Origin of the sequence: Brevibacterium sp. UCMA 11754, assembly GCF_021532275.1 — a bacterium.
In the GTDB taxonomy this organism is placed as follows: domain Bacteria; phylum Actinomycetota; class Actinomycetes; order Actinomycetales; family Brevibacteriaceae; genus Brevibacterium.
In genome coordinates, this window is record NZ_JACBOT010000024.1 from 130,033 (window position 1) to 149,085 (window position 19,053).

16 protein-coding genes are annotated in these 19,053 nt (G+C 61.1%); 7 read left to right on the forward strand and 9 right to left on the reverse strand.

Annotated elements, in window-relative coordinates; genetic code table 11:
• The first annotated feature begins 9 nt into the window (after positions 1-9).
• The 3 genes from HX613_RS12630 to HX613_RS12640 all read left to right on the forward strand — a co-directional run bounded on the left by HX613_RS12630 (position 10) and on the right by HX613_RS12640 (position 3,897).
• Positions 10-1,101, forward strand: a complete 1,092-nt coding sequence (locus HX613_RS12630; RefSeq protein WP_235345655.1) for a LacI family DNA-binding transcriptional regulator — start codon at positions 10-12, stop codon at positions 1,099-1,101.
• 344 nt (positions 1,102-1,445) lie between these two features.
• Positions 1,446-2,828 carry an MFS transporter gene (locus tag HX613_RS12635; protein WP_235345656.1) on the forward strand — a complete coding sequence of 461 codons (1,383 nt, stop codon included), beginning with the start codon at positions 1,446-1,448 and terminating at the stop codon, positions 2,826-2,828.
• 82 nt (positions 2,829-2,910) lie between these two features.
• Positions 2,911-3,897 (forward strand): DUF2804 domain-containing protein, encoded by a 987-nt coding sequence (locus HX613_RS12640; RefSeq protein WP_235345657.1) that lies wholly within the window; start codon positions 2,911-2,913, stop codon positions 3,895-3,897.
• A gap of 54 nt (positions 3,898-3,951) precedes the next feature.
• Here the strand turns inward: HX613_RS12640 and HX613_RS12645 are convergent, their stop codons facing one another.
• The 3 genes from HX613_RS12645 to HX613_RS12655 all read right to left on the reverse strand — a co-directional run bounded on the left by HX613_RS12645 (position 3,952) and on the right by HX613_RS12655 (position 8,107).
• Positions 3,952-4,854, reverse strand: coding sequence for a patatin-like phospholipase family protein (locus tag HX613_RS12645; RefSeq protein WP_235345658.1), 903 nt, complete (start codon positions 4,852-4,854; stop codon positions 3,952-3,954).
• Positions 4,855-4,952: 98 nt separating this feature from the next.
• A complete protein-coding gene (locus HX613_RS12650) occupies positions 4,953-6,968 on the reverse strand; it encodes an ABC1 kinase family protein (protein ID WP_235345659.1) in 2,016 nt (671 codons plus the stop codon).
• 137 nt (positions 6,969-7,105) lie between these two features.
• A complete protein-coding gene (locus HX613_RS12655; protein WP_328284960.1) occupies positions 7,106-8,107 on the reverse strand; it encodes a LacI family DNA-binding transcriptional regulator in 1,002 nt (333 codons plus the stop codon).
• A gap of 335 nt (positions 8,108-8,442) precedes the next feature.
• Between HX613_RS12655 and HX613_RS12660 the strand changes: the two genes are divergently transcribed.
• The gene (locus tag HX613_RS12660) at positions 8,443-9,768 is read left to right on the forward strand and encodes an NCS2 family permease (RefSeq protein WP_235345661.1); all 1,326 of its coding nucleotides are present in this window, start codon (positions 8,443-8,445) and stop codon (positions 9,766-9,768) included.
• 76 nt (positions 9,769-9,844) lie between these two features.
• Positions 9,845-10,840: an adenosine deaminase gene (add, locus tag HX613_RS12665; RefSeq protein ID WP_235345662.1), complete on the forward strand. Its 996-nt coding sequence runs from the start codon at positions 9,845-9,847 to the stop codon at positions 10,838-10,840.
• A gap of 209 nt (positions 10,841-11,049) precedes the next feature.
• Here the strand turns inward: add and dctP are convergent, their stop codons facing one another.
• From dctP to HX613_RS12685, 4 genes are all read right to left on the reverse strand, one after another.
• Positions 11,050-12,330: a TRAP transporter substrate-binding protein DctP gene (dctP, locus tag HX613_RS12670; RefSeq protein WP_235345663.1), complete on the reverse strand. Its 1,281-nt coding sequence runs from the start codon at positions 12,328-12,330 to the stop codon at positions 11,050-11,052.
• Positions 12,331-12,469: 139 nt separating this feature from the next.
• Entirely contained in the window at positions 12,470-14,044 is a 1,575-nt protein-coding gene (locus HX613_RS12675; RefSeq protein WP_235345664.1) for a TRAP transporter large permease, read from the reverse strand.
• Entirely contained in the window at positions 14,041-14,535 is a 495-nt protein-coding gene (locus HX613_RS12680) for a TRAP transporter small permease (protein ID WP_235345665.1), read from the reverse strand. The genes HX613_RS12675 and HX613_RS12680 overlap by 4 nt, the downstream gene beginning before the upstream one ends.
• Positions 14,535-15,572 (reverse strand): LysR family transcriptional regulator, encoded by a 1,038-nt coding sequence (locus HX613_RS12685; protein ID WP_235345666.1) that lies wholly within the window; start codon positions 15,570-15,572, stop codon positions 14,535-14,537. Before HX613_RS12685 ends, HX613_RS12680 begins: the two co-directional genes overlap by 1 nt.
• A gap of 110 nt (positions 15,573-15,682) precedes the next feature.
• On the opposite strand from HX613_RS12685, the gene HX613_RS12690 reads away from it, so the two are divergent.
• The gene (locus HX613_RS12690; RefSeq protein ID WP_101571031.1) at positions 15,683-16,396 is read left to right on the forward strand and encodes an aspartate/glutamate racemase family protein; all 714 of its coding nucleotides are present in this window, start codon (positions 15,683-15,685) and stop codon (positions 16,394-16,396) included.
• Positions 16,397-16,501: 105 nt separating this feature from the next.
• Here HX613_RS12690 and HX613_RS12695 read toward each other — a convergent pair whose 3' ends face one another.
• Positions 16,502-16,702: a hypothetical protein gene (locus tag HX613_RS12695; protein ID WP_145997415.1), complete on the reverse strand. Its 201-nt coding sequence runs from the start codon at positions 16,700-16,702 to the stop codon at positions 16,502-16,504.
• Positions 16,703-17,220: 518 nt separating this feature from the next.
• Positions 17,221-18,162, reverse strand: coding sequence for a GlxA family transcriptional regulator (locus tag HX613_RS12700; RefSeq protein ID WP_235345667.1), 942 nt, complete (start codon positions 18,160-18,162; stop codon positions 17,221-17,223).
• 107 nt (positions 18,163-18,269) lie between these two features.
• Here HX613_RS12700 and HX613_RS12705 point away from each other — a divergent pair, with 107 nt between their 5' ends.
• Entirely contained in the window at positions 18,270-18,581 is a 312-nt protein-coding gene (locus HX613_RS12705; RefSeq protein ID WP_075846768.1) for a putative quinol monooxygenase, read from the forward strand.
• Positions 18,582-19,053 lie beyond the last annotated feature (472 nt).

Below are 19,053 nucleotides of genomic sequence, written 5' to 3' on the forward strand. Positions count from 1 at the left end.
AGTGGTTTTATGACTGATGACGCTGGGAGCAAACGAGCCAAGCCCCGACCTAGCATCAAAGACGTCGCCGCGTTAGCCGGAGTGTCATGGCGCACAGTGTCCAACGTCATCCATGGGCACCGATACCTTAGGCCGGAGACGAAGGCCAAGGTTGAGGACGCAATTGCCGAACTGGGATACAAACCCCAGACGGCAGCACGGCAGCTGCGCACTGGACGCAGCAACCTCATCACTCTCGCCATCCCCTACATCGATCATCCCTACTTCGCCAGCCTGGCGCACGCCGTCGTCGAAGCAGCAAAGTCCTATGACTACACCGTGCTGATCGACGAGACGCGTGGTCTGGCTGAGAAGGAAGTACAGGTAGCCCGCGGCTACCAAAGCAGCCATTCCGACGGCATCATCTTCAGTCCCCTGACTCTGCCGGTCGACTCAATTCTGGCTGCCCGCGACAAGACACCACTCGTGTTGCTCGGCGAGCATACCCTCGACCCCAGGATCGACCATGTCACTGCCGACAACGTCGAATCGACACGTGAAGCGACCGAGCATCTCATCTCACTCGGTCATCGCCGAATCGCGTTCCTCGGATACCTCACCGAAGGCACACTCGGCACAGGGGATCTCCGCCTCAAAGGCTACCGCCGCGCCCTCGCCGCTGCGGAGATCGACGAGGACCCGGACCTCATCATCGGCGCCGCCACACAGACCACCGTTTCCGAACCTGCCAGTGCAGAGAGCGACTACTCCCGCGAGGAGGGCTACGCCCGCGCTCAACAGATTCTGCTCCTGCGCGAGACATCTGAGATCGATGCGGTGGTATGCGCAAACGATCTCCTGGCTATCGGCCTGCTTCGTGCATTCCGAGAAGCCGGCGTGAACGTGCCAGGCGAGGTAGCCGTCACGGGTTGGGACAACACCCCGGAAGGCGGATTCTCTGCCCCGACGCTCACGACCGTCGCGCCCGATATGGATGCAATCGCTCGGTTCGCCATTGAGGCGGTGCATCGACGCATCCTGGGCTCAAGTGATGCCCCGATCGGACGCGTTGCTCCGCACCGTCTGGTGATCCGCGAGTCAACAGCGGGCGGATTGCTCTAGCCGCCCCAACCGAGCTTCTGATTTTGCCCGTGACAGTTCGAAACTGGCTTCCTCGCGCTTTCTGACGTCGCGACCACAACGGCTCCGCCTCTTGTCGACTCCTTTCTCTCTCGTTGTCTCTGTGCTTCAATTATTGCAACGTTGCAATACGCACGATGATCTGTTTAGATTTCTTTACAGAGCACCTTCGTAGGGCCCCATAGTCTCGCCGACTCTGCTCAGACTTGTCTGTTTGTCTTCACGATCGGAAATCACCATGTGTGGGTCGTGAACAGCACTACCGCCGAATAGCGCGTTAGAAGTGAGAACTTTGACGCCTGGAATGACCAAGGAAGCTCATGCCTGTGAACAGCACTACCAGTCCGATCAAGCGGCAAGACCCCGAGAAGCCGGGCTTCGTCGAGAAACTCGGCTACGGAATGGCAGGAGGCGCCAATAACGTCGTCTGGACCGGGATCTCGACCTTCCTCGTGTACTTCTACACCGACATTGTCGGCATCGCCGCCGGACTGATCGGCACGATCTTCCTCTTCTCCCGCCTCGTCGACGGTGCCAGCGATGTGGTGATGGGCGTAGTCCTCGATAAGACCCGCACTCGGTTCGGAAAAGCACGACCATGGCTCCTGTGGATGGCGCTGCCATTCTCAGTGGTCGCGACCGCACTCTTCGCAGTTCCCGATGCGAGCGCTACCGTCCAGATCGTCTACGTCATCATCACATACAACATTGCGCTTCTCGTCTACACCGCCGTGGAGATTCCGCATGGCACGCTCGGTGCGCTGATGACCTATGACCAGCACCAGCGTTCGGTGCTCAATGTGGCGAAGATGGTCGGCGCCTATGTTGCCATCATCGCCATTACGAATATCACCTTGCCGATCGTCGACTTCTTCGGCGGTGGCCAAGCTGGCTGGGTCTACGCATTCATCCTCTTCGGACTCGTTGCCGCAGCAACGTATTTCTTCACCTTCTGGTCCACAAAAGAACGGACGGATCCAGTCGGCAGCAAGCAGAACAAGGACAGGCCAACGGTCAAAGCCAGCCTGATCTCACTGGTACGCAACAAGTACTGGTTCATCGCGACCCTGGTCCTTCTGCTCATGTACGTCTACAACGCGATCACCGCCGGAGTCGCGATCTACTACTCTGAATATGTGCTCGGGTCCCCCGCGCTGGTCGGCCTCGTCGCCACTGCGCTGACTCTCGCCACCTTGGGCGGCATGCTCCTCGTCGTGCCCATCACTCGTCGATTCGGCAAGCGCAATACGGCAATCGTAGGCTGCCTGATCGCAGTCGCCGGATCGCTCATCATCTTCTTTGTTCCCGACAGCACCGCCGTCGTCGTCATCGGACAGGTCGTCCGCGGGATCGGCAAGGCTGCGATCATGGGCGTCATCTTCGCCATGCTTGCCGACACGATGGAATACGGAGAGTGGAAGACAGGCATCCGCATCGAAGGGCTCATCTACAGCGGAGCAAGCATGGGGATCAAGGTCGGCACCGGACTCGGAAGCGCACTGATCGGCTGGGGACTTGCTGCCAGCGGGTACGTAGGAGGTCAGGAAATACAGTCCGCGGAATCGGTGACGATGATCTCGAACCTCTTCATCTGGGTGCCAACACTCGTGAGCGTGCTCATGGCTGTGCTCCTCTATTTCTTCAAGCTCGACAAGCAGTATCCGCAGATCCTTGAGGAGCTTCAGGCCATGAAGAGTGCGAAGGCCTGAGAGCCGAAGACGAGATGTACGAGACACTCCGGCAATGACCAACACGAACCGAACTACCAATCAACCAGAACCAAGGACTCAAATGGAGAAGGAACTTCACCAGCCCGTCGACATGTGCCTCAAAGACGGGACCCTCAACCAGGCAGCAATCGGGTGGAGCCGGTTCCCGCTGCACCGGGCCAATCTCAAGGGTTGGGGTCGTCGGAAACGCTTCGACTATTGGTGCGTCGTGTCCCCTGAGATGATCCTCGCGTTCTCGATCTCGGATACGGATTACAAGTCCGCTACGTCCTTGTTCTTTTTTGACAGAAAGACCCAGACGGAGACGACTGCAAGCAGCATGAAGTGGTTCAAATCCAACCCGACCTCGCGCGCTCCTTGGGGCACCCAGCAAATCCGTTCCGGCGATAAGAACGTCGACATCTCGATCACTCCCGGCGATCAAACTATCGGACTCAATGTTGCGACTGCACATGTGAATGCCGAAGTGGAAGTCAGCGTTCCGGACGATCACCAGTCGATGGGCGTTCTGGTTCCATGGAGCTCTCGACGCTTCCAATACACCCGGAAGGACAACTGCCTCACCGCAAGCGGTCGAGTTAGGGCCAACGGTGTCACCTACCAGCTGAATGAGAAGACCACAACGGCAACCATGGATCATGGACGCGGCAAATGGCCGTACGAAACCCTGTGGAATTGGGCCTCGGGCAGCGGAACGACAGACGGTGAAGAGATCGGTCTGCAGTTCGGTGCCAAATGGACCGCGGGAACCCCGGCGACCGAGAACGCGTTGCGCCTGGGTGGTCAGATCGAGAAGATCAGCGAGGAGCTCGAGTGGACCTACGACACCGAGAACTGGCTGGCCCCTTGGACGATCAAGGGGGAACGAGTCGACCTAGTCTTCACGCCTGAATACCATCGCCATTCCGAGTTCAACAAGAAGATCGTCAGCAGTCGCGAAGAACAAGTCTTCGGCCATTTCTCAGGAACTGTCTGGTCATTAAAAGGACACGGGTATCGGGTGGAGAACATTTTCGGATGGGCTGAAGAGGTCCACAGACGGTGGTGACCTCCGGGCGGATTATTGCGCTGAAATTTGACGCGATCCTCCCAGCTGGTCCGATCACACTCCGACGAACTCGCGGATTGCCGGCAGCTCACGGCGTGATTGGGAGAGCCCCATGCGATGAGCCGCGGCGAGGCGGGAGAGGTCGCGGGTGCCGTTGTCAACCAGCATGCGCTCAGGAGCGAACACGTGAGCCTTTCCCTCCGCTTCGAGAGCGAAGATGCGTTCGCGTGTTTCGTTGTACCTCGCCCACCGGGTCAGCAGCGCCTCCCCCAGCGCCGGATACCGGCGAAAGATTTGGCGGTACATCGCGGGGAACCGCTGCGGGACTTTCCGATATGAGCGCTCCTGGGTGAGCACGATGACGAACTTCTCGAAGCCCTCCCGTTGTGCCTGACTCAGCGCGATTCCACCGTCCTCGCCCATCGCCCCGTCGACATAGACATGACCGTCCAGATGGACTGGCGGCATGAGGACAGGCATCGTCGAAGATGCACGCACCCGAACCATGAGGTCCTCGATGAAAGGAGTGTCCTTCTTTGACCACACCACCTCGTCGCCGGACTCCGCGTCGAACGCGATGATCCGCATGTCCCCGATGCTCGACTGGAAAGTTTCCCAGTCGAAGGGCAGCGCCTGCTCGGGGCCACCCGCCTGCTGATAGATGTACTCCGCGTTGAACATACCCTGCCCGCGAGCGAAGGAGCGCAGACCGCCGAACTGCTCGTCGGCGGCGAAGTCGACGAACGAACGGCGGGCTCGACGGGCGTCGCCGGACAGGTAGTTGACCGCGTTCGACGCTCCGGCGCTGATACCTGCGACCCAGTCGAAGTCCAGACCGGTGCCGAGCAACGTGACGACCATGCCACTCGTCAGGGACGCCCGCATACCACCGCCTTCGAAGATGAGTGCGGTGTCGCTGATGCGCGCCGTTCCTGTCGTGTGGTCTGTGTCCGTCATGTCGATCATCCTAGCGAGTGCCATTCCGCTTGCAGTGCACCGCCGTCACTCCGCAGCTATGGGAACAAACCAGCCACACGGTGTCAGGCCGCCTTGGATTACCCCAGCCCTTCCCAAACCATCCTCTGTCGCAGCGCCGGTGCCAGTACCATAGCCGCTATGACGCTGCCGACCAGCAGCACCCAGGCCCCGAAGTACGTGAACAGCTTGAGCTCGGGCGCCAGCGGCGGACCGAAGTCCGCGGCCATGAGGATGACACCGCCGAGGATGAGCGCAGTGGACACGATCACCTGAATGAACTGCTCGACCGTTGATTTGAGCAGTCCCTTGATCATTGAAATGTTCAGACCGCTGGTGCCGACGTCGAGGGTACCGTCCTGGAGGTGGCCGGCGATGCGTGAGAGCTGCCCGGGTAGTTCTGCGATCTGCGGGGCTACGGCGGCACCGTAGAGTGCGATCTCCTGCCGATCGACGCCCAGTCCGCCGACCTCGCGCAGAAGGGTGCGTCCATTCTGAGTCACCAGGGCGAGCAGATTCAGCTCAGGGTTGAGCTTCGTGATCGACCCCTCGAGTGTGCTGATCGCACGGAAGGCAGTGGCGACCGAGGCGGGCATGGGGAAACCGAAGTCGACAACGAAGTCGATGAGCTCCCCGAACAGTGCCGCCGAGGTCGAGCCCGGCAGGCCGTCACCGTATTTGAGCAGGATCTGTCCGATTTCGCGCTGCAGCTCACGAAGGTTGACGTCACTCGGTGTTCCGAGGAGATCAAGTATTGCGGCCGTCGCCGCTTGCGAGTTCTGCGAGTCGAAGGCCATGAGCAGCAGGGCAATCGCACGACGGTCACGTTTGTCGATGCGACCGACGGCCCCGAAGTCGACGAGTCCGGCCCTTCCTGCGGGTGAAATGACAATGTTGCCCGGGTGCAGATCGGCATGGAAGATGCCCTTGCCCAGCACCTGCCGGACGACCATGAGGAAGAGGTCCTGGGCGATCTCGTTTCTGGCCAGCTCCGAAAGATTCTCGACAACCTCGGTGGCGTGTGAGAGCGGAACACCCTCGATGAGATCCATAACGATGACGTACTCACCGGAGTACTCCTTGTACACCCGTGGGATGCGCACCGTGGAGTCCGTCCCCGAGGTGGAGCGGCCCGTCTCATCGGCTGTGCGCAGAGCCTCGATATGGGACAACTCCCCGCGGTAGTCGAGCTCACCCTGCAGGGAATCGACGAAGCTGCGGGCGAGTTTTCCGATGCCGACCTTGCTGGCCCACTCGGTCGAGCGCTCAAGCCGCTCGGACAGGCTGAGGACGATATCGCAGTCGGCTCGGACCTGTTTGCGGATCTTGGGTCTTTGCACCTTGACGGCGACAACCCGGCCCTCCCACGTAACTGCGCGGTGGACTTGGGCAACCGAGGCAGCAGCGAAGGGGACCTCATCGAACTCTTCGAACACCTCGGCGACGGGCTTGCCCCACTGAGCCTCCAGCTGACCTTTGACCTCACTGAACGGCACCGGCGGGACACCGGCCTGCAAGGTCGAGAACTCTTCGACGAATTCGTGCGGGATCATGTCACCACGAGTGGCGATGAACTGGCCGAGCTTGATGAAGGTGACACCGGCCGCGGCGAGCGCGTCACGCGTGGTCGATGCGATCTCGCGCAGGGACACTCGCAAGGTCGGGATCCGGGGCTTGAGGTAGCGGGAGAGCCCGAACTGGATGAGGATCTTCTGGATCTGGGCCAGGCGATTGAGCCTGCGATACCAGGTGGGGATCTTCGGCGCCGACCGCAGCAGCGAGGTCAGCGATCCTGTCGGGAGGACCAGTTCGATGGCCAGGAGCACGAACATCTGGATGACGATGAACCAAGCGAACAGCAGGAGGAAGACCATGATGGCCGGGAAGCCCATGTCGAGGGTCGGATATTGCCCGTCCTCGGCGATGCCCAGAAGACGATACGCCTGGAGGGTGATCGGCCAGATCGAGAGCCCCATGGCGAGGGAAACGATGGTGTTGCGAGCTGCACCCGTGCCGGTGAACATCATTCGCCGGACGAGGAAGCCGACGATAAGTGCGCTGAGGACGCCCAGCCCGATGGAATAGAGGATCGTCACCCGTCAAGCCCTTCTGTCGTTCGATCAGATGCGCAGAGCGGCGCTGGTGTGCGCCGTCACCAGCCTAATTGATCAAGACCCACTGAGATTGAGAGTTTGCAGAGTATCGCCGAAGACGGCGCGGGGAGGACCTGCCCTCAGGCGGTGTCACCGAGAACGAGCCTCGTCGGAAGGACGATGCGTTGCACGCCCGAAATTGATTCAGTGACCGCTTCGTCATTACGCTGGGGCCGACCTCGTGAGTGCGCAAAGAGCATCTGCCCCGCTAGACGTCCCGCCGTATTGATCGGCTGGGTGATCGCGGTCATATTAGGTAGCCCCAAACCGATATCGGTGAGATCATCGGCAGCAGCTACCGCAAGATCATGAGGGACTGCACGACCCGCCTCTGTCGCGGCCAAGATGAGGCCGTGTGCCACGAGAGCGTTGTAGGCGATGACGGCGGTCGCCTTCACTTCTCGGACATCCGAAAAGCTGTGAGCACCCGCCTGTGCATTCGGATCAATCGGTCCCAATTTCAACGCCGTACCGCCCACCGAGCGCATCGCCGAGGAAATGGTAGCGAAGCGCGTGGCATCAGACATAGATCCCGGGGGGCCGCCTATGTAGGCGATGCGTCGATGACCGCGTTTGATCAGAAGCGCGCAGAGCTTAGTGAGGCCGGCCGTGACATCGATGCTGACAGAGCTTATGCCGGGAAGTTCACGATTGACCGTCACCAAGGGGATGCGATTGGCCACTGCGGACAGAGCCTGGGCCGTGCTGCGAGGACTGGCTAAGATGAGCCCGTCGACTCGACCGTGAAGCCTCTGAGCGATTTCCACCTCAATATCAGTCTTGCCTCGGGAATCGACGATGATCAGCTCGCAGCCAGATTCTTCGACCTCGGTCTGCACCGCGGAGATGAGTGGGGCAAAATAGGAGCTTGATAGGTCTGGAATGACCATTCCAAGCAATCCTGAGCTCCCTGTCGCCAGCGCTCGAGCGGTCGAGTTCGCGACATAACCTAGGCTCTCTGCAGCCTTCGTGACCTTCTGCCGTGTAGCTTCGCTGACCTTCTCAGGCCCCCCGAACACACGTGAAGCCGTGGCAAGTGATACACCCGCAGCCTTTGCCACGTCGGCCAACGTCGCCGCCATCAGACCTCCTGCCCCTTCTCTTCGCGCACAGGTACCCCGGGGTCAAACCTACCCGGAGTGCAAACATACCCGAGGTGAGGCTCTCGATCATCGCCTCCTCGACACTGACGCTCCAGCTCGCGACAACGAGCGCCCCGAAGAGCTCTGGTTCAAGGCAGGGTAGCCGACCCCGAGAGGGCGTTCCAAGAACTTCTCCCAAATCCTTGACGACCAGGCAGCGATGCACTCACAATAATGTAAGCGCTTACATTGAGCCGTTGCAGGTAAGTATTTGAAGGCGATGACGCCGTGTCAAGGAGATCATTGTGAACGAAAAACAAGCCGAATCCAGCAGGGTGAAGGCTCAGGGCCCACGCGTATGGACACAAATCTTTCGATTCGGCGTCGCTGCACACGGCTCAACTCCCTCACGAGAATTTATCGCGGGACTCAGCATGTTTCTTGCCACCGCCTACACCGTCGTTGTCATCCCAGGCATGCTTTCTGACGCGGGACTCCCAGTCTCAGCCGTAACAACGTGCGTGATTATCGTTGTCATCCTCGGCACCGCCGCAATGGGGCTCTTTGGCAACCTACCCATGGTTCTCGCCCCCGGATTGGGTGGCGTCTCCCTGGTCGCCTACACTCTCGTTCTCGACGGACAAGTAGCCTATCCCGTCGCGATGGGTATGGTCTTCTGGTCCGGCGTGATTTTCCTTCTATTGACGATCTTCGGGATCCGAAATCTCATCACAAAGATCATTCCGACGTCGATTCGAATGGCGATTGGCCCGGCTATCGGAATCTTCATCACATTCGTTGGATTTCGCTCGGCTGGATTGGTGGAACCAGGCGAGAGCTCCCTGGAACTCGGCAACCTGGCAAGCCCCGCCGCGTGGCTGACCCTGGCAGGCGTGATCGTTCTCGTAGCGTTGAATTCCCGCAAAGTGCCTGGCAGTTTCATCATCGTCATTGCCGCCGTCACTCTCGTGGGTATTCCACTGGGTCTCACCAAGCTCGAGGGTTCGCCCATCGCTTTGCCGACCATCGACGGTTCATTGTTTTTCCACGTCGATCTCGTTGGATCACTGGCTCCTCATTATCTGCCATTCCTCTTCGCCTTCTTTGCCTCAGAATTCTTCTCCACAACCGGCGTCATCATGACAGTCACGGACTATATGGGACGCAAAACACAGCCCGGGAAGGCAGAACCCCTCGATCCGAGACGCCCCTTCCTAGTCGATTCCTGCACGATCATTGGCGGCTCTCTCTTCGCAGCTCCTTCTGTGACGACCTATGCAGAATCCACTGCAGGCGCTGAGGCTGGCGGACGCACCGGAATCTCATCCCTGTGGGCTGCGTTATTCTTCTCGCTCCTCCTGTTCGCAACTCCACTCGCGGCAGCAATCCCTTCCGCGGCAACGGCACCTGTTGTCATCGTTGTCGGACTCACCATCACTGCAGGGTTCCGCAAGATCAGTTCAGACGATCTAACCGAATTGATCCCTGCCGTACTTGTACTGGTCTGCACACTGCTGTGGGGAAACTTCGGTACGGGCATTGCCGCGGGGCTGCTCTCCTATGTTCCGATCAAATTGCTGGCTGGAAGGTGGAAAGACATCCATCCTGGCATGTGGGTGATGTCCCCATTCCTCATCTACTTCTTTGTTGCGATCGCCTGATCGGCCCATACGCCCTGTCAGATGACAGCTCGCACACGAGCAATGGGCAAAACACCTCGTTGAAAGGTAGTCATACATGCTTCAACTGATCGATCTTCATCTTCACCTGCCCGGTACCGTCAGGGCCCACACCTTGGCCGAACTCGCAACGAAGAACGGTGTCGAACTTCCGATGCCTGCTGATCACCTCTATCCACGCATCAATTCCGATCCCACCGAAGAGGAGAAAGGGAAGGGACCGTGGTTTCCGCTATTGCGCGTGTACGAACTCATCTCCGCCAGCCTCAGAACTCGGGAGGACTTCTCTCGAGTGGTCTACGAGGCTCTTGAAGACGGCCTCAGGAACAGCAACCTGTGCTATGCGGAACTTGCCTTCAGCCCGTCCGTGCATATGCAAGCCGGCGTTGAGTACAAAGAGATGGCAGCGGGCATTTCGGACGGATTCGCTCGAGCACGTGAGACTTTGGGCGTAGATGGTCGAGCTATCGCAGCCGTGAACAGAGAAGATTCCGGGCAGGTGGCCGTGCAATTGGTTGAGACGGTCATCGAACACTCGAATGATGACATCGTGGGAATCGGTTTGGACTTCTACGAGCTGGCCGGAATGCCCGAGAAGTTTGCCGAAGCCTTCCATCTGGCCGGTGAACATGAGCTGTATCGGACAGCTCATGCCGGTGAGCACGCGCCCACCGCGGAGACAGTAGCGACGGCAATCGATCTACTTGGCTGCGACCGAATCGATCATGGCTATCAGATCCTGCGCGACCCCAAGATTGTCGAGCGCTGTGCCGAGCTGGGCACCGTGTTCAACGTCGCGTTCACCACCTCACGTCGAGCACTCATTCAGTGGCGCAAAGATTCTGTGGCCGCCATGGTCGAGGCTGGCCTTCGAATCTCGATCAACTCCGACGATCCTGCGCTGTTTCCAACCACTCTGCGACGCGAAATGGACCTGGCAAGCGAGGTCGTACCTGGCAAAAACGAAGCCTGGTTCGTATCAAATTCCATCGACGCTGCCTTCATTTCTGATGTCGACAAACGACGGCTGCGAAACCGAGTGCTTGGCGGCTGACTTTTGGTCGGAATACAATCTCAGAAGGATCGGACTGTCCAACTAACAGGACGACAAGCTTGCACGTTAAGCTCGCCGGATCGGCTGCGACCAATGCATCGCGCATGGTCACCGCGTCCTCATTCAAGGACACACGTAAAGTCAGAATCCTCGGCATCCGGCTCGATCTCCGAGCGCGTTCCGCCGACCTCTAAGCCTTCCCTCCGCACTCACTCCGGCCGATGCTCGGCCATGGCCTTCTCGAAGAGCTGCGTACCGAGCTCGTCGTAGTTCGCGTCCTCCGGGTACCACTCGTCGAGGTCGGCGAAGTCGCCTTTGTCGTCATAACCGAGCTCGGTCACGCTCTTCTGCCAGTCGGCCCCCGCGGTCTTCAACGTCGACGGCGCGTCGGGAACGCCTGCCTTCTTTGCGGTCTTGTCCGACAGCGTCTTGGCGTACTTCGCCATCTGCTTCTGCACGCCATCGTCGAAGGGCTCAACCGATCCGTCGTTGGCCTTCGCCTGTTCGACAGCCTTCGCCTTGGCACCGATGACGACCTCCATCATGGTGGAAAACGTCGTCGACATTGAGTCGAAGACGATCTGCTGATAGGCCACCGGGAGCTCCGAATACTTCTTCCCGGCTGTGATGGCACCGGCAGAGCGCGCGATTCCCGCGTCGGAGGCGACTCCGATATTCGGGGCGACTTCAAACGTTCCGGCTTCGACGTTCGGGGCGAGCTGCCCGAGATCGCAGTCCACGGTTCCGCGCTGCAGCGCCTCATAGGTTTCAGGGAACGACAGCGACACCGGAGTGGCCCCAAGATCGGTGACCTGCTTGCCGGCGGCGGCCGAACCGACACGCAGCTGCTTGCCCTTCCAATCATCGAGAGACGTCATCGGCTTCGAACACATTGTGGAATACCCACCGGCGGCGAGCATCGGGATGAGTGGCACGAGTTTCTTGTCCTCGAACTCGGCCAACACCTCGGGAGTCTCCCACGCCGCCTGGACACCGGCGGCATTCGCAGCCAGGTCGCTGGCGACCGGTGACGACGGCAGAGTCGACATGGCCGTACCGAGCGCGTCGAAGGCCGGGTATTCGGCCGGAGTGTAGGACGGCAGCGTGAAGGCGAGATCGACTCGCCCGTCGGCCAGGGCATCATCGACGTCAGCGTAGCTGGCGATCGCCTGCCCCCAGACGATGTCGACGGTGATCTTCCCGCCCGAGCGCTCCTCGATCGCCTTCTTCACATCGAGCCCGTTCGGCGCGAGGATCGACTTCTCCGACATCGCCGAAGGCTGGAACTTCAAGGTCACAGGGTCGAGATCGGCCAGAGCCTCATCGATCTCGTCCTGCGATGCGTCGTAGGCGAAGCCCTCCCCTGCGGAGGCATCCGAGTCTGAATCGTTCCCGCCGACAGATCCGGCGCATCCGGCCAAGAGCGCCAGCGACGCGACCGTCGCGACGGCGTTGAGAGGGCGGACTGACGCCGACCGAATGCGATTCATGGGACCCCTTTGAACAATGACTGAGAGTTTCCTTAGATCATAGATCTGAATGAGTCCACCCTGTTATGACTCCCCTCACATCGCCCGGAATCCCCGCAACGGCGTGTGCGACGGAACGGCAGGGCCACCTCGGCGAGGGTCAGCTACTCGCCATGCCGCCGCTGGTGCGCTCGATGAGATCCGGCAGCCATTCGGTCATGCCTGGTACTGCGACCAGGAGGACGAGGAAGACCACGGCGACGGGGAGGAACCACAGCAGGGAGATGAAGATGTCGCGCAGCGTGATGGTGTGCCCGAGGTTGACGGCTTTGTCCTTGACGATGCTGTGGATGATGTAGGGGATGATGCCGACCGGCGGGGTGATCATGCCGAATTCGCCGAGGAGAACGACGAAGACGCCGAACCAGAGTGGGCTGACCCCCATGGTCTCGAGTGTCGGCAGCAGGATCGGGATGGTCAGCAGCATCATCGACATGGTGTCGAAGAACATGCCCATGATGATGTAGAGGATGATGAGCACGAGCAGGAAGCCCACCCGCGAGAGCCCGAGGTCGGTGATGAATCCGGTGAGGATGGGGGCAAGCCCCGTGATCGCGAGCAGGCTGGTGAGCATCGTCGCACCGATCATGATGAAGAAGATCGCCGAGGTGGCCGACACCGTGGCCATGGCCGAGTCCGCGATCTTTCGCCAGGGATGGTCGCCCCGTTTTTCCCACAGGCACAGCAGAACGGAGCACAGTGCGGCCGCGGCTCCGGCCTCGGTGGGGGTGAAGATGCCGGAGAACATGCCGCCGAAGAGTACGACGAGGATCACGAGGAACCCCCAGGCCCCGCCGAGTGAGGTCAACCGTTGGCGCCAGGTGGGAGTCGTGCGGTCGATGGTGTCGACGCCGCGACCGACGAATTTCGGGGCGATGACCCCGATCGCGAAGATGAAGGCGGCGAAGCACAGCGCCAGGAGTATTCCGGGCAGAGCACCGGCCATGAGCGCCGGGCCCACGGGCACAGAGGCGATGCCCGCGTAGATGACCATGAGGATAGACGGTGGGATAAGGTTGCCGGTCATGCCCGAGACCATGATCGTCCCGACGGCCACGCGTTTGTCGTAACCGGCCTTGAGCATCTCGGGGATCCCGGCTCGGCCGAGCGCGTAGGTCATGCCGATGGTTGATCCGGTCACTGCTGACAGACCCGCCCCGGCAAACGTCGTGCCGATGCCGACGCCGCCGGGCAGCCAGGAGAACCAGTCGTCGGCGACGCGATAGATCTTGCCGGAGAGGCCGGATTGGGTGAGCAGCATGCCCATGAAGATGAACATCGGCAGCACGCTCAGCGTCCAGTCCGAGACCGCACTGAAGGGAGCCGTCGAGAGAATGTTCATGGTCGCGGGAATGCCGCTGACCGCGTAGACGCCGATGATGGAGGGCACGGACAAGGCGATGGCCACGGGAACGGAGAGGAACAGCAGGACAAGCATCATGGCGATGCACCAGGCGCCGCCGATGGCCGCCGAGGGGCTGGTGAAGAGGCCGACCAGGCAGATGGCGACAAGCCCGAAACCGATGGTCAGGGCGAGGAAGCCGGGGCGTTCGCGGCGGGAGCCTGATGGGAAGAGTGCGGTGGCTGGTTTCTGGGTCGTCATGCCGATGACATTCGCGGTGCTCGCGTCCTCTGGCAGCAGGGGTGCACCGGTGAAGTCGGTGTTCGCGTTCACTGCTGCTCCCCTGCTTCGGTGCGGCGACGGAGGATGGCGACGGCATCGAGGATGTAAAGCACAGCGAGGAGGACGAACACGACCGGCACGAGGTAGTACACGGGCCAGGTGATGACGGCGGAGACATCGGCGGTCGATCCGATAGCCGTGTTTTCCAGTGCCTTGCTCAGCCCGAACCAGGCGAAAGCGATCGACACGAGTGCGCCGAGGAGGCATGCGAAGACCGTAAATACCGCAGCGGTGGCGGGTTTTGCCCGCTCGATGGCCATGGTCACGGTGATGTGTTCCTTCTGCAGCTGGGCGGCGGGGATGCCGAGGAGCGCGACGATGGGCAGGTACCAGTATTCGACGATCTCGTTGGTGCCGTAGATCGGGGCGTCGAAGAGGGAACGCGTGAGCGCGTGGGTGACGATGTGGAGCATCATCACGATGATCGCCGCGGCCGTGGTGACCGTCAGCCACCTATCGAGGACTTTGGTGAACGTACTCATCAGGAGTCACTGTAGCCGTCGGTCGAGGTGCTGGTGGCGCCTGCACCGTTCGCGACTTCCATTGTTTCCACACCGGTTGCGGCGCCTGCCCCACTGCCGGTCACGTCGGCAGCTCGCAATGCATCGATCAGGTCGACAACCTCGGAGGCGTCCGCCAGCCCGTCGGGGATCATCGCGGTGACACGACGGGCGCCCGCCTCTTGAAGGGCGATGGGGTCGATGCCCGGGATTTTGGAGTAGCGGCGGGCGCTGCGAGGCAGCAGTGCGACACCGAGTCCATTGGAGACGAGTGATTGGATGGCTCCGGGGTTATCGGTGATGTGCCGGGTACGGGGCTCGAATCCGGCGGTGCGGCAGAGGCGTTCGGCAGTGGACCGGCAGCGCACGCATCCCATGATCCACGGCAGCTCGGCAACATCGTTGAGATGTTGGATCTGCCCGGCACGGTTCCAGCGTTCGGGCACGAGCAGGTCGAGGTGGTCGGCACCGAGGTCGACGGTCATGTGTCCCGCGAACTCGGGCGGGGCTTCGTCCTCGTGATGGAAGAGGAAGGCGATGTCGATAGCGCCGTCGTCGAGCAGGCTCAGCGCCTCGGGCGGTTCGGCCTCGGAGACCTCGTACGAATGGTGAAGCGGCGAGTCGGTATTTGTGCCCGCGTTTGCCTCGAGCCGACCGAGTGCTGCGGCCAGTGGGCCGATGACGAAGCTGGGGAATCCAGCGAGCCGGACATTGCGTCCGCCGAGGCCGAAGGCTTTCGCGAGGTCGCTGCGCAGTCCCTTCACCGAAGCGGCCACTTCGTTCGCGCGGATACGCGCGAGTTGGCCGGCGGTGGTCAGTCGGATGCCGCGTGGAGTGCGGTCGAAGAGGGTGACACCGAGGTCCTTTTCCAGGGCGTTCATGTGTTGTGACAGTGCTGGTTGGGACCAGCCGAGTTCACGGGCAGCGGCACCGATGCTGCCGGATTCGGCGATGGCGCCGAAGATCAGGAGGCGTTTGGGCTCGCCGAGGTCGAGAGCCTGCTCGAAGACCGTAGCCATAAGTCCAGCTTATGTCAGAGCAGAGCGATCTGGGTCTACCGGAGGCGGATGATGCGCACCACACTGGAAGTAGTCGCGTTGAAGTCATTGCCAAGTTGAGGAGTTGGAGTATGCGCAGGATCGGTCTGCTGGGTGGAATGAGCTGGCATTCGAGCATCGAGTACTACACGAAGATCAATGATGCAGTGGCCAAGCAGCTCGGTGGTCACCATTCCGCGCAGATCCTGCTCGACTCGTGCGACTTCGCCGATATCCGGGAGCTGCAGGAGGCCAACGACTGGGCGGGCAATGATGCGTCGCTCGTCTCGACGGCACAGCGTTTGGTCGATGGCGGTGCCGAGGCTGTCGCGATTGCCACGAACCTCATGCACAAGTGCGCCCCGTCAATCGAGGCGCAGGTCGATGCCCCTCTCATTCACATGGTCGATTCGATTGCGAAGTTGGCGAAGCGCCAGGGGTATTCGACGCTGGCGGTTCTCGGCACCCGATGGACGATGCTCGAAGACTTCTATACCGGCCGGCTCGAAGCACAGGGCATCAAGACTCTGGTACCGGATGAGGCAACGTGCCTCGAGGTCGATCAGATCATCTGGGATGAACTCACCCAAGGGAAGTTCACCGATGCCTCCCGAGCCCGCTACGTCGAAATCATGAACGACCTCAAGGCTCGTGGCGCTGACGCTGTGGCCCTGTCGTGCACGGAGATCGGCCTGCTAGTCCCACCGGAGACCGCTCCCCTACCGGCCCTCGACTCGGTCGATGCTCATGTTGCCGCAATCGTCGAGTGGATAATGGCGGACGAGCCTGTAACCATTCGGCATTGAACATCGGAGACTGCGACGATCGGAACGGTGATCGCCACGAGCCAAAACGCATCCGGTCAAGAACGGTGCGCCTTCAAATGGAGTCGAATCAGGACTGATTCCTATTTATGCCTCAATCTGTGACACATCAGATACAAACTCATAGTCCCATTCATAGCCTTCATCATCACAAATATCCAGAAGTTCGTTTCCAAAATCAGCAACTTCCTGATATCGCCCATCAGTGCCTTGACCTAGAGTGATGTCCAGTTTGAGCCCTGCGACCTCATAATTGAGATTTGCGATCTGCTGATAGCCATCCCACACCGGTAAGGATTCGGGCTATGCCATATCTGCAAATTCGTCGCCCGTCTCCAGCAAATCGTCAACATACCCCTGTTGGTCTACTGCGCCCCGAGCAGCCACGACGGACGTCCAAGCCAAAGAATCGGGCTCTTCCCAGATGAGGGTGTAGGTCGGCCGGGCGCGTCGGTCCGCAGATAGACGTCGAGATCTCCCGACGACGGAGGTTCCTACGCCATCCATCCGAAAGACCTCGACGTGTCCGACGCTACCCCGCCGGCCGGCTTCGGCCGCCCTGACCTGACCGCCTTCGCGTCTTATCCCAATCGACTCTGATCGGGTCTGCTGATCCTCTCGACGAGAACGCAGCGACATCACAGCCACCCAACCCCGACCGTCCGGGAAGCCGGGACACGTCACATGGCCTGTGCTGCGGGCGTGTCGAGTTGGTCGTCCAGGGGCGACGCAGGAGCGTCGACGCGACGTGCTGAGAGCTGGTTCCAGTCGAGCACTAGCACACCGGCTACAGGCATGGCGATAGGTCAGGAACGGCGTCGCTCCCTACGCAGGAGGGAGCGCAGAGTCTCGGCGTTCGCGTAGCCGACCCGTAGCGCGATCTCGGCGGAGGTGAGGTCCGTGGTTACTGAGAGGTGCCGAGCTCGCTCGATGCGAAGCCGTTGAACGAAGCCGAGCGGAGTGAGGTTGAGCGCCGCACGGACTCGTCGTTCGAGGGTGCGCCGGCTGGTGCCGAGCGACTGCGCGACGAAGGCGACGTTGAACGGTTCGTCCAGTCGGGCGCGCACGAAGCGTTCGAACTCGACGACGATCGGGTCCTCGTGCCGGAGATGTTCGTAGGCGACGAAGGCCGCCTGCGACGGGCGCTCGTCGATGATGAGGAGCTTGGCGACATGTTGGGCCAGGTCGGGGCTGATCGATCGCACGAGTGAGAGCGCGAGGTCGATGTGGGCGAACGCGGCGCCGGCGGTGACGAGGTTCCCGTCGACCACGACCATGGTGTCGAGATCGAGGGCGACGGTCGGATAGCGCTTCAGGAACTCCGGCCCCAGGAACCAGCTGGTCGTCGCCCGCCGATGATGCATCCGTCCGGTCTCGGCGACAGCGAACACGCCGGTGCACGCCGCGGCGATCCGGGTGGTCGCCTCGTCGAGGCGCCCGAGCGAGGCGATGACCGAACGAGCATCTCGGCTCTGGAGGGCGTCGTTGGTAGCGGCGGCCGTAAGGGTTCCAAGCGCAGGGACGACGACCACGTCGAACTCTGCGGACTCCGACAGCGGGTGGTCCACCGACAGGGTCATCGATGCCGTCGTGGTCACTCGCCGTTTCGGTCCGAGGATGGCGAGTTCGATCGGGTCGATCCGCGGGTCGACATCGCCGCGGGCTCCGTCGGCCACCCGCACGATGTCGATGATCGACGCGATAGCCGAACCGAAGCAGCCGTCGATCGCGATCAGTCCGATACGCATGACGTAAACAATAGCAATACTGCCGTATACGCCACTACCCACCGGCCCTCGCTCGTCATACGCTGAACTCGTCACACGAAGAATCACGACTTCAAGGAGAGTCCCTCATGTCAACACCCGCATCACTTCCGTATGCCTTCGTCGCCAAGATCGTCGCGGCCGATGGACAGCACGACGCGCTCGCCGATCTGCTCGCCGGCGCTGTCGCACTCGCCAACGAAGAAGTAGGAACGATTGTCTGGTTCGCGGTCAGGACCCACGCCGACACCTTCTGGATCTTCGATGCATTCCACGACGAGGCCGCTCGCGACGCCCACGCCAACGGCGCCATCGTCGCAGCCCTGATGGCCAACCAGCACCTCCTCAGCGCAGCACCCGAGATCCTGGCGGCCGACGTCCTCGCGTCCAAGCTCCCGTAGTCCGCCAACGCACGAGACGATCGCGCCCCGCCGAGCCGTCGCCAGGTCGCGACGCAACGCCATGCTGCGTTGCCGAGCGGTGCGAGGCCTATCGGCACACGGACAGGATGCCGGCCGCGAGCGCTCAGCCGGCGAGGGGTCCGTCGCAGAGGAGAGCGACGTCGGTGTCGGGCAGAGCCGTGAGGCCAGCGCATCGCGCGACCACCAGAACCGAACAGCCCCTGCCCTGCGTTTCCGCAGGGCAGGGGCTGTTCGCCGGAGCCGCCTGTCGGAATCGAACCGACGACCTAATCACGTCGGCTTTGCGTCTATCGCTTGATGCGCCCACTGGGCGAACGAGCCGCTGACCTGAGCAAACGCCGAGCGTGGGGGACGCCGCCATCCGGTGGTGACCGACGACGACCGACCAGTACCGACCGTTTCACCGGAGCTTGCGGCGGCGTCGAAGCCGAGCAAGCTCCATTCCTTTAGC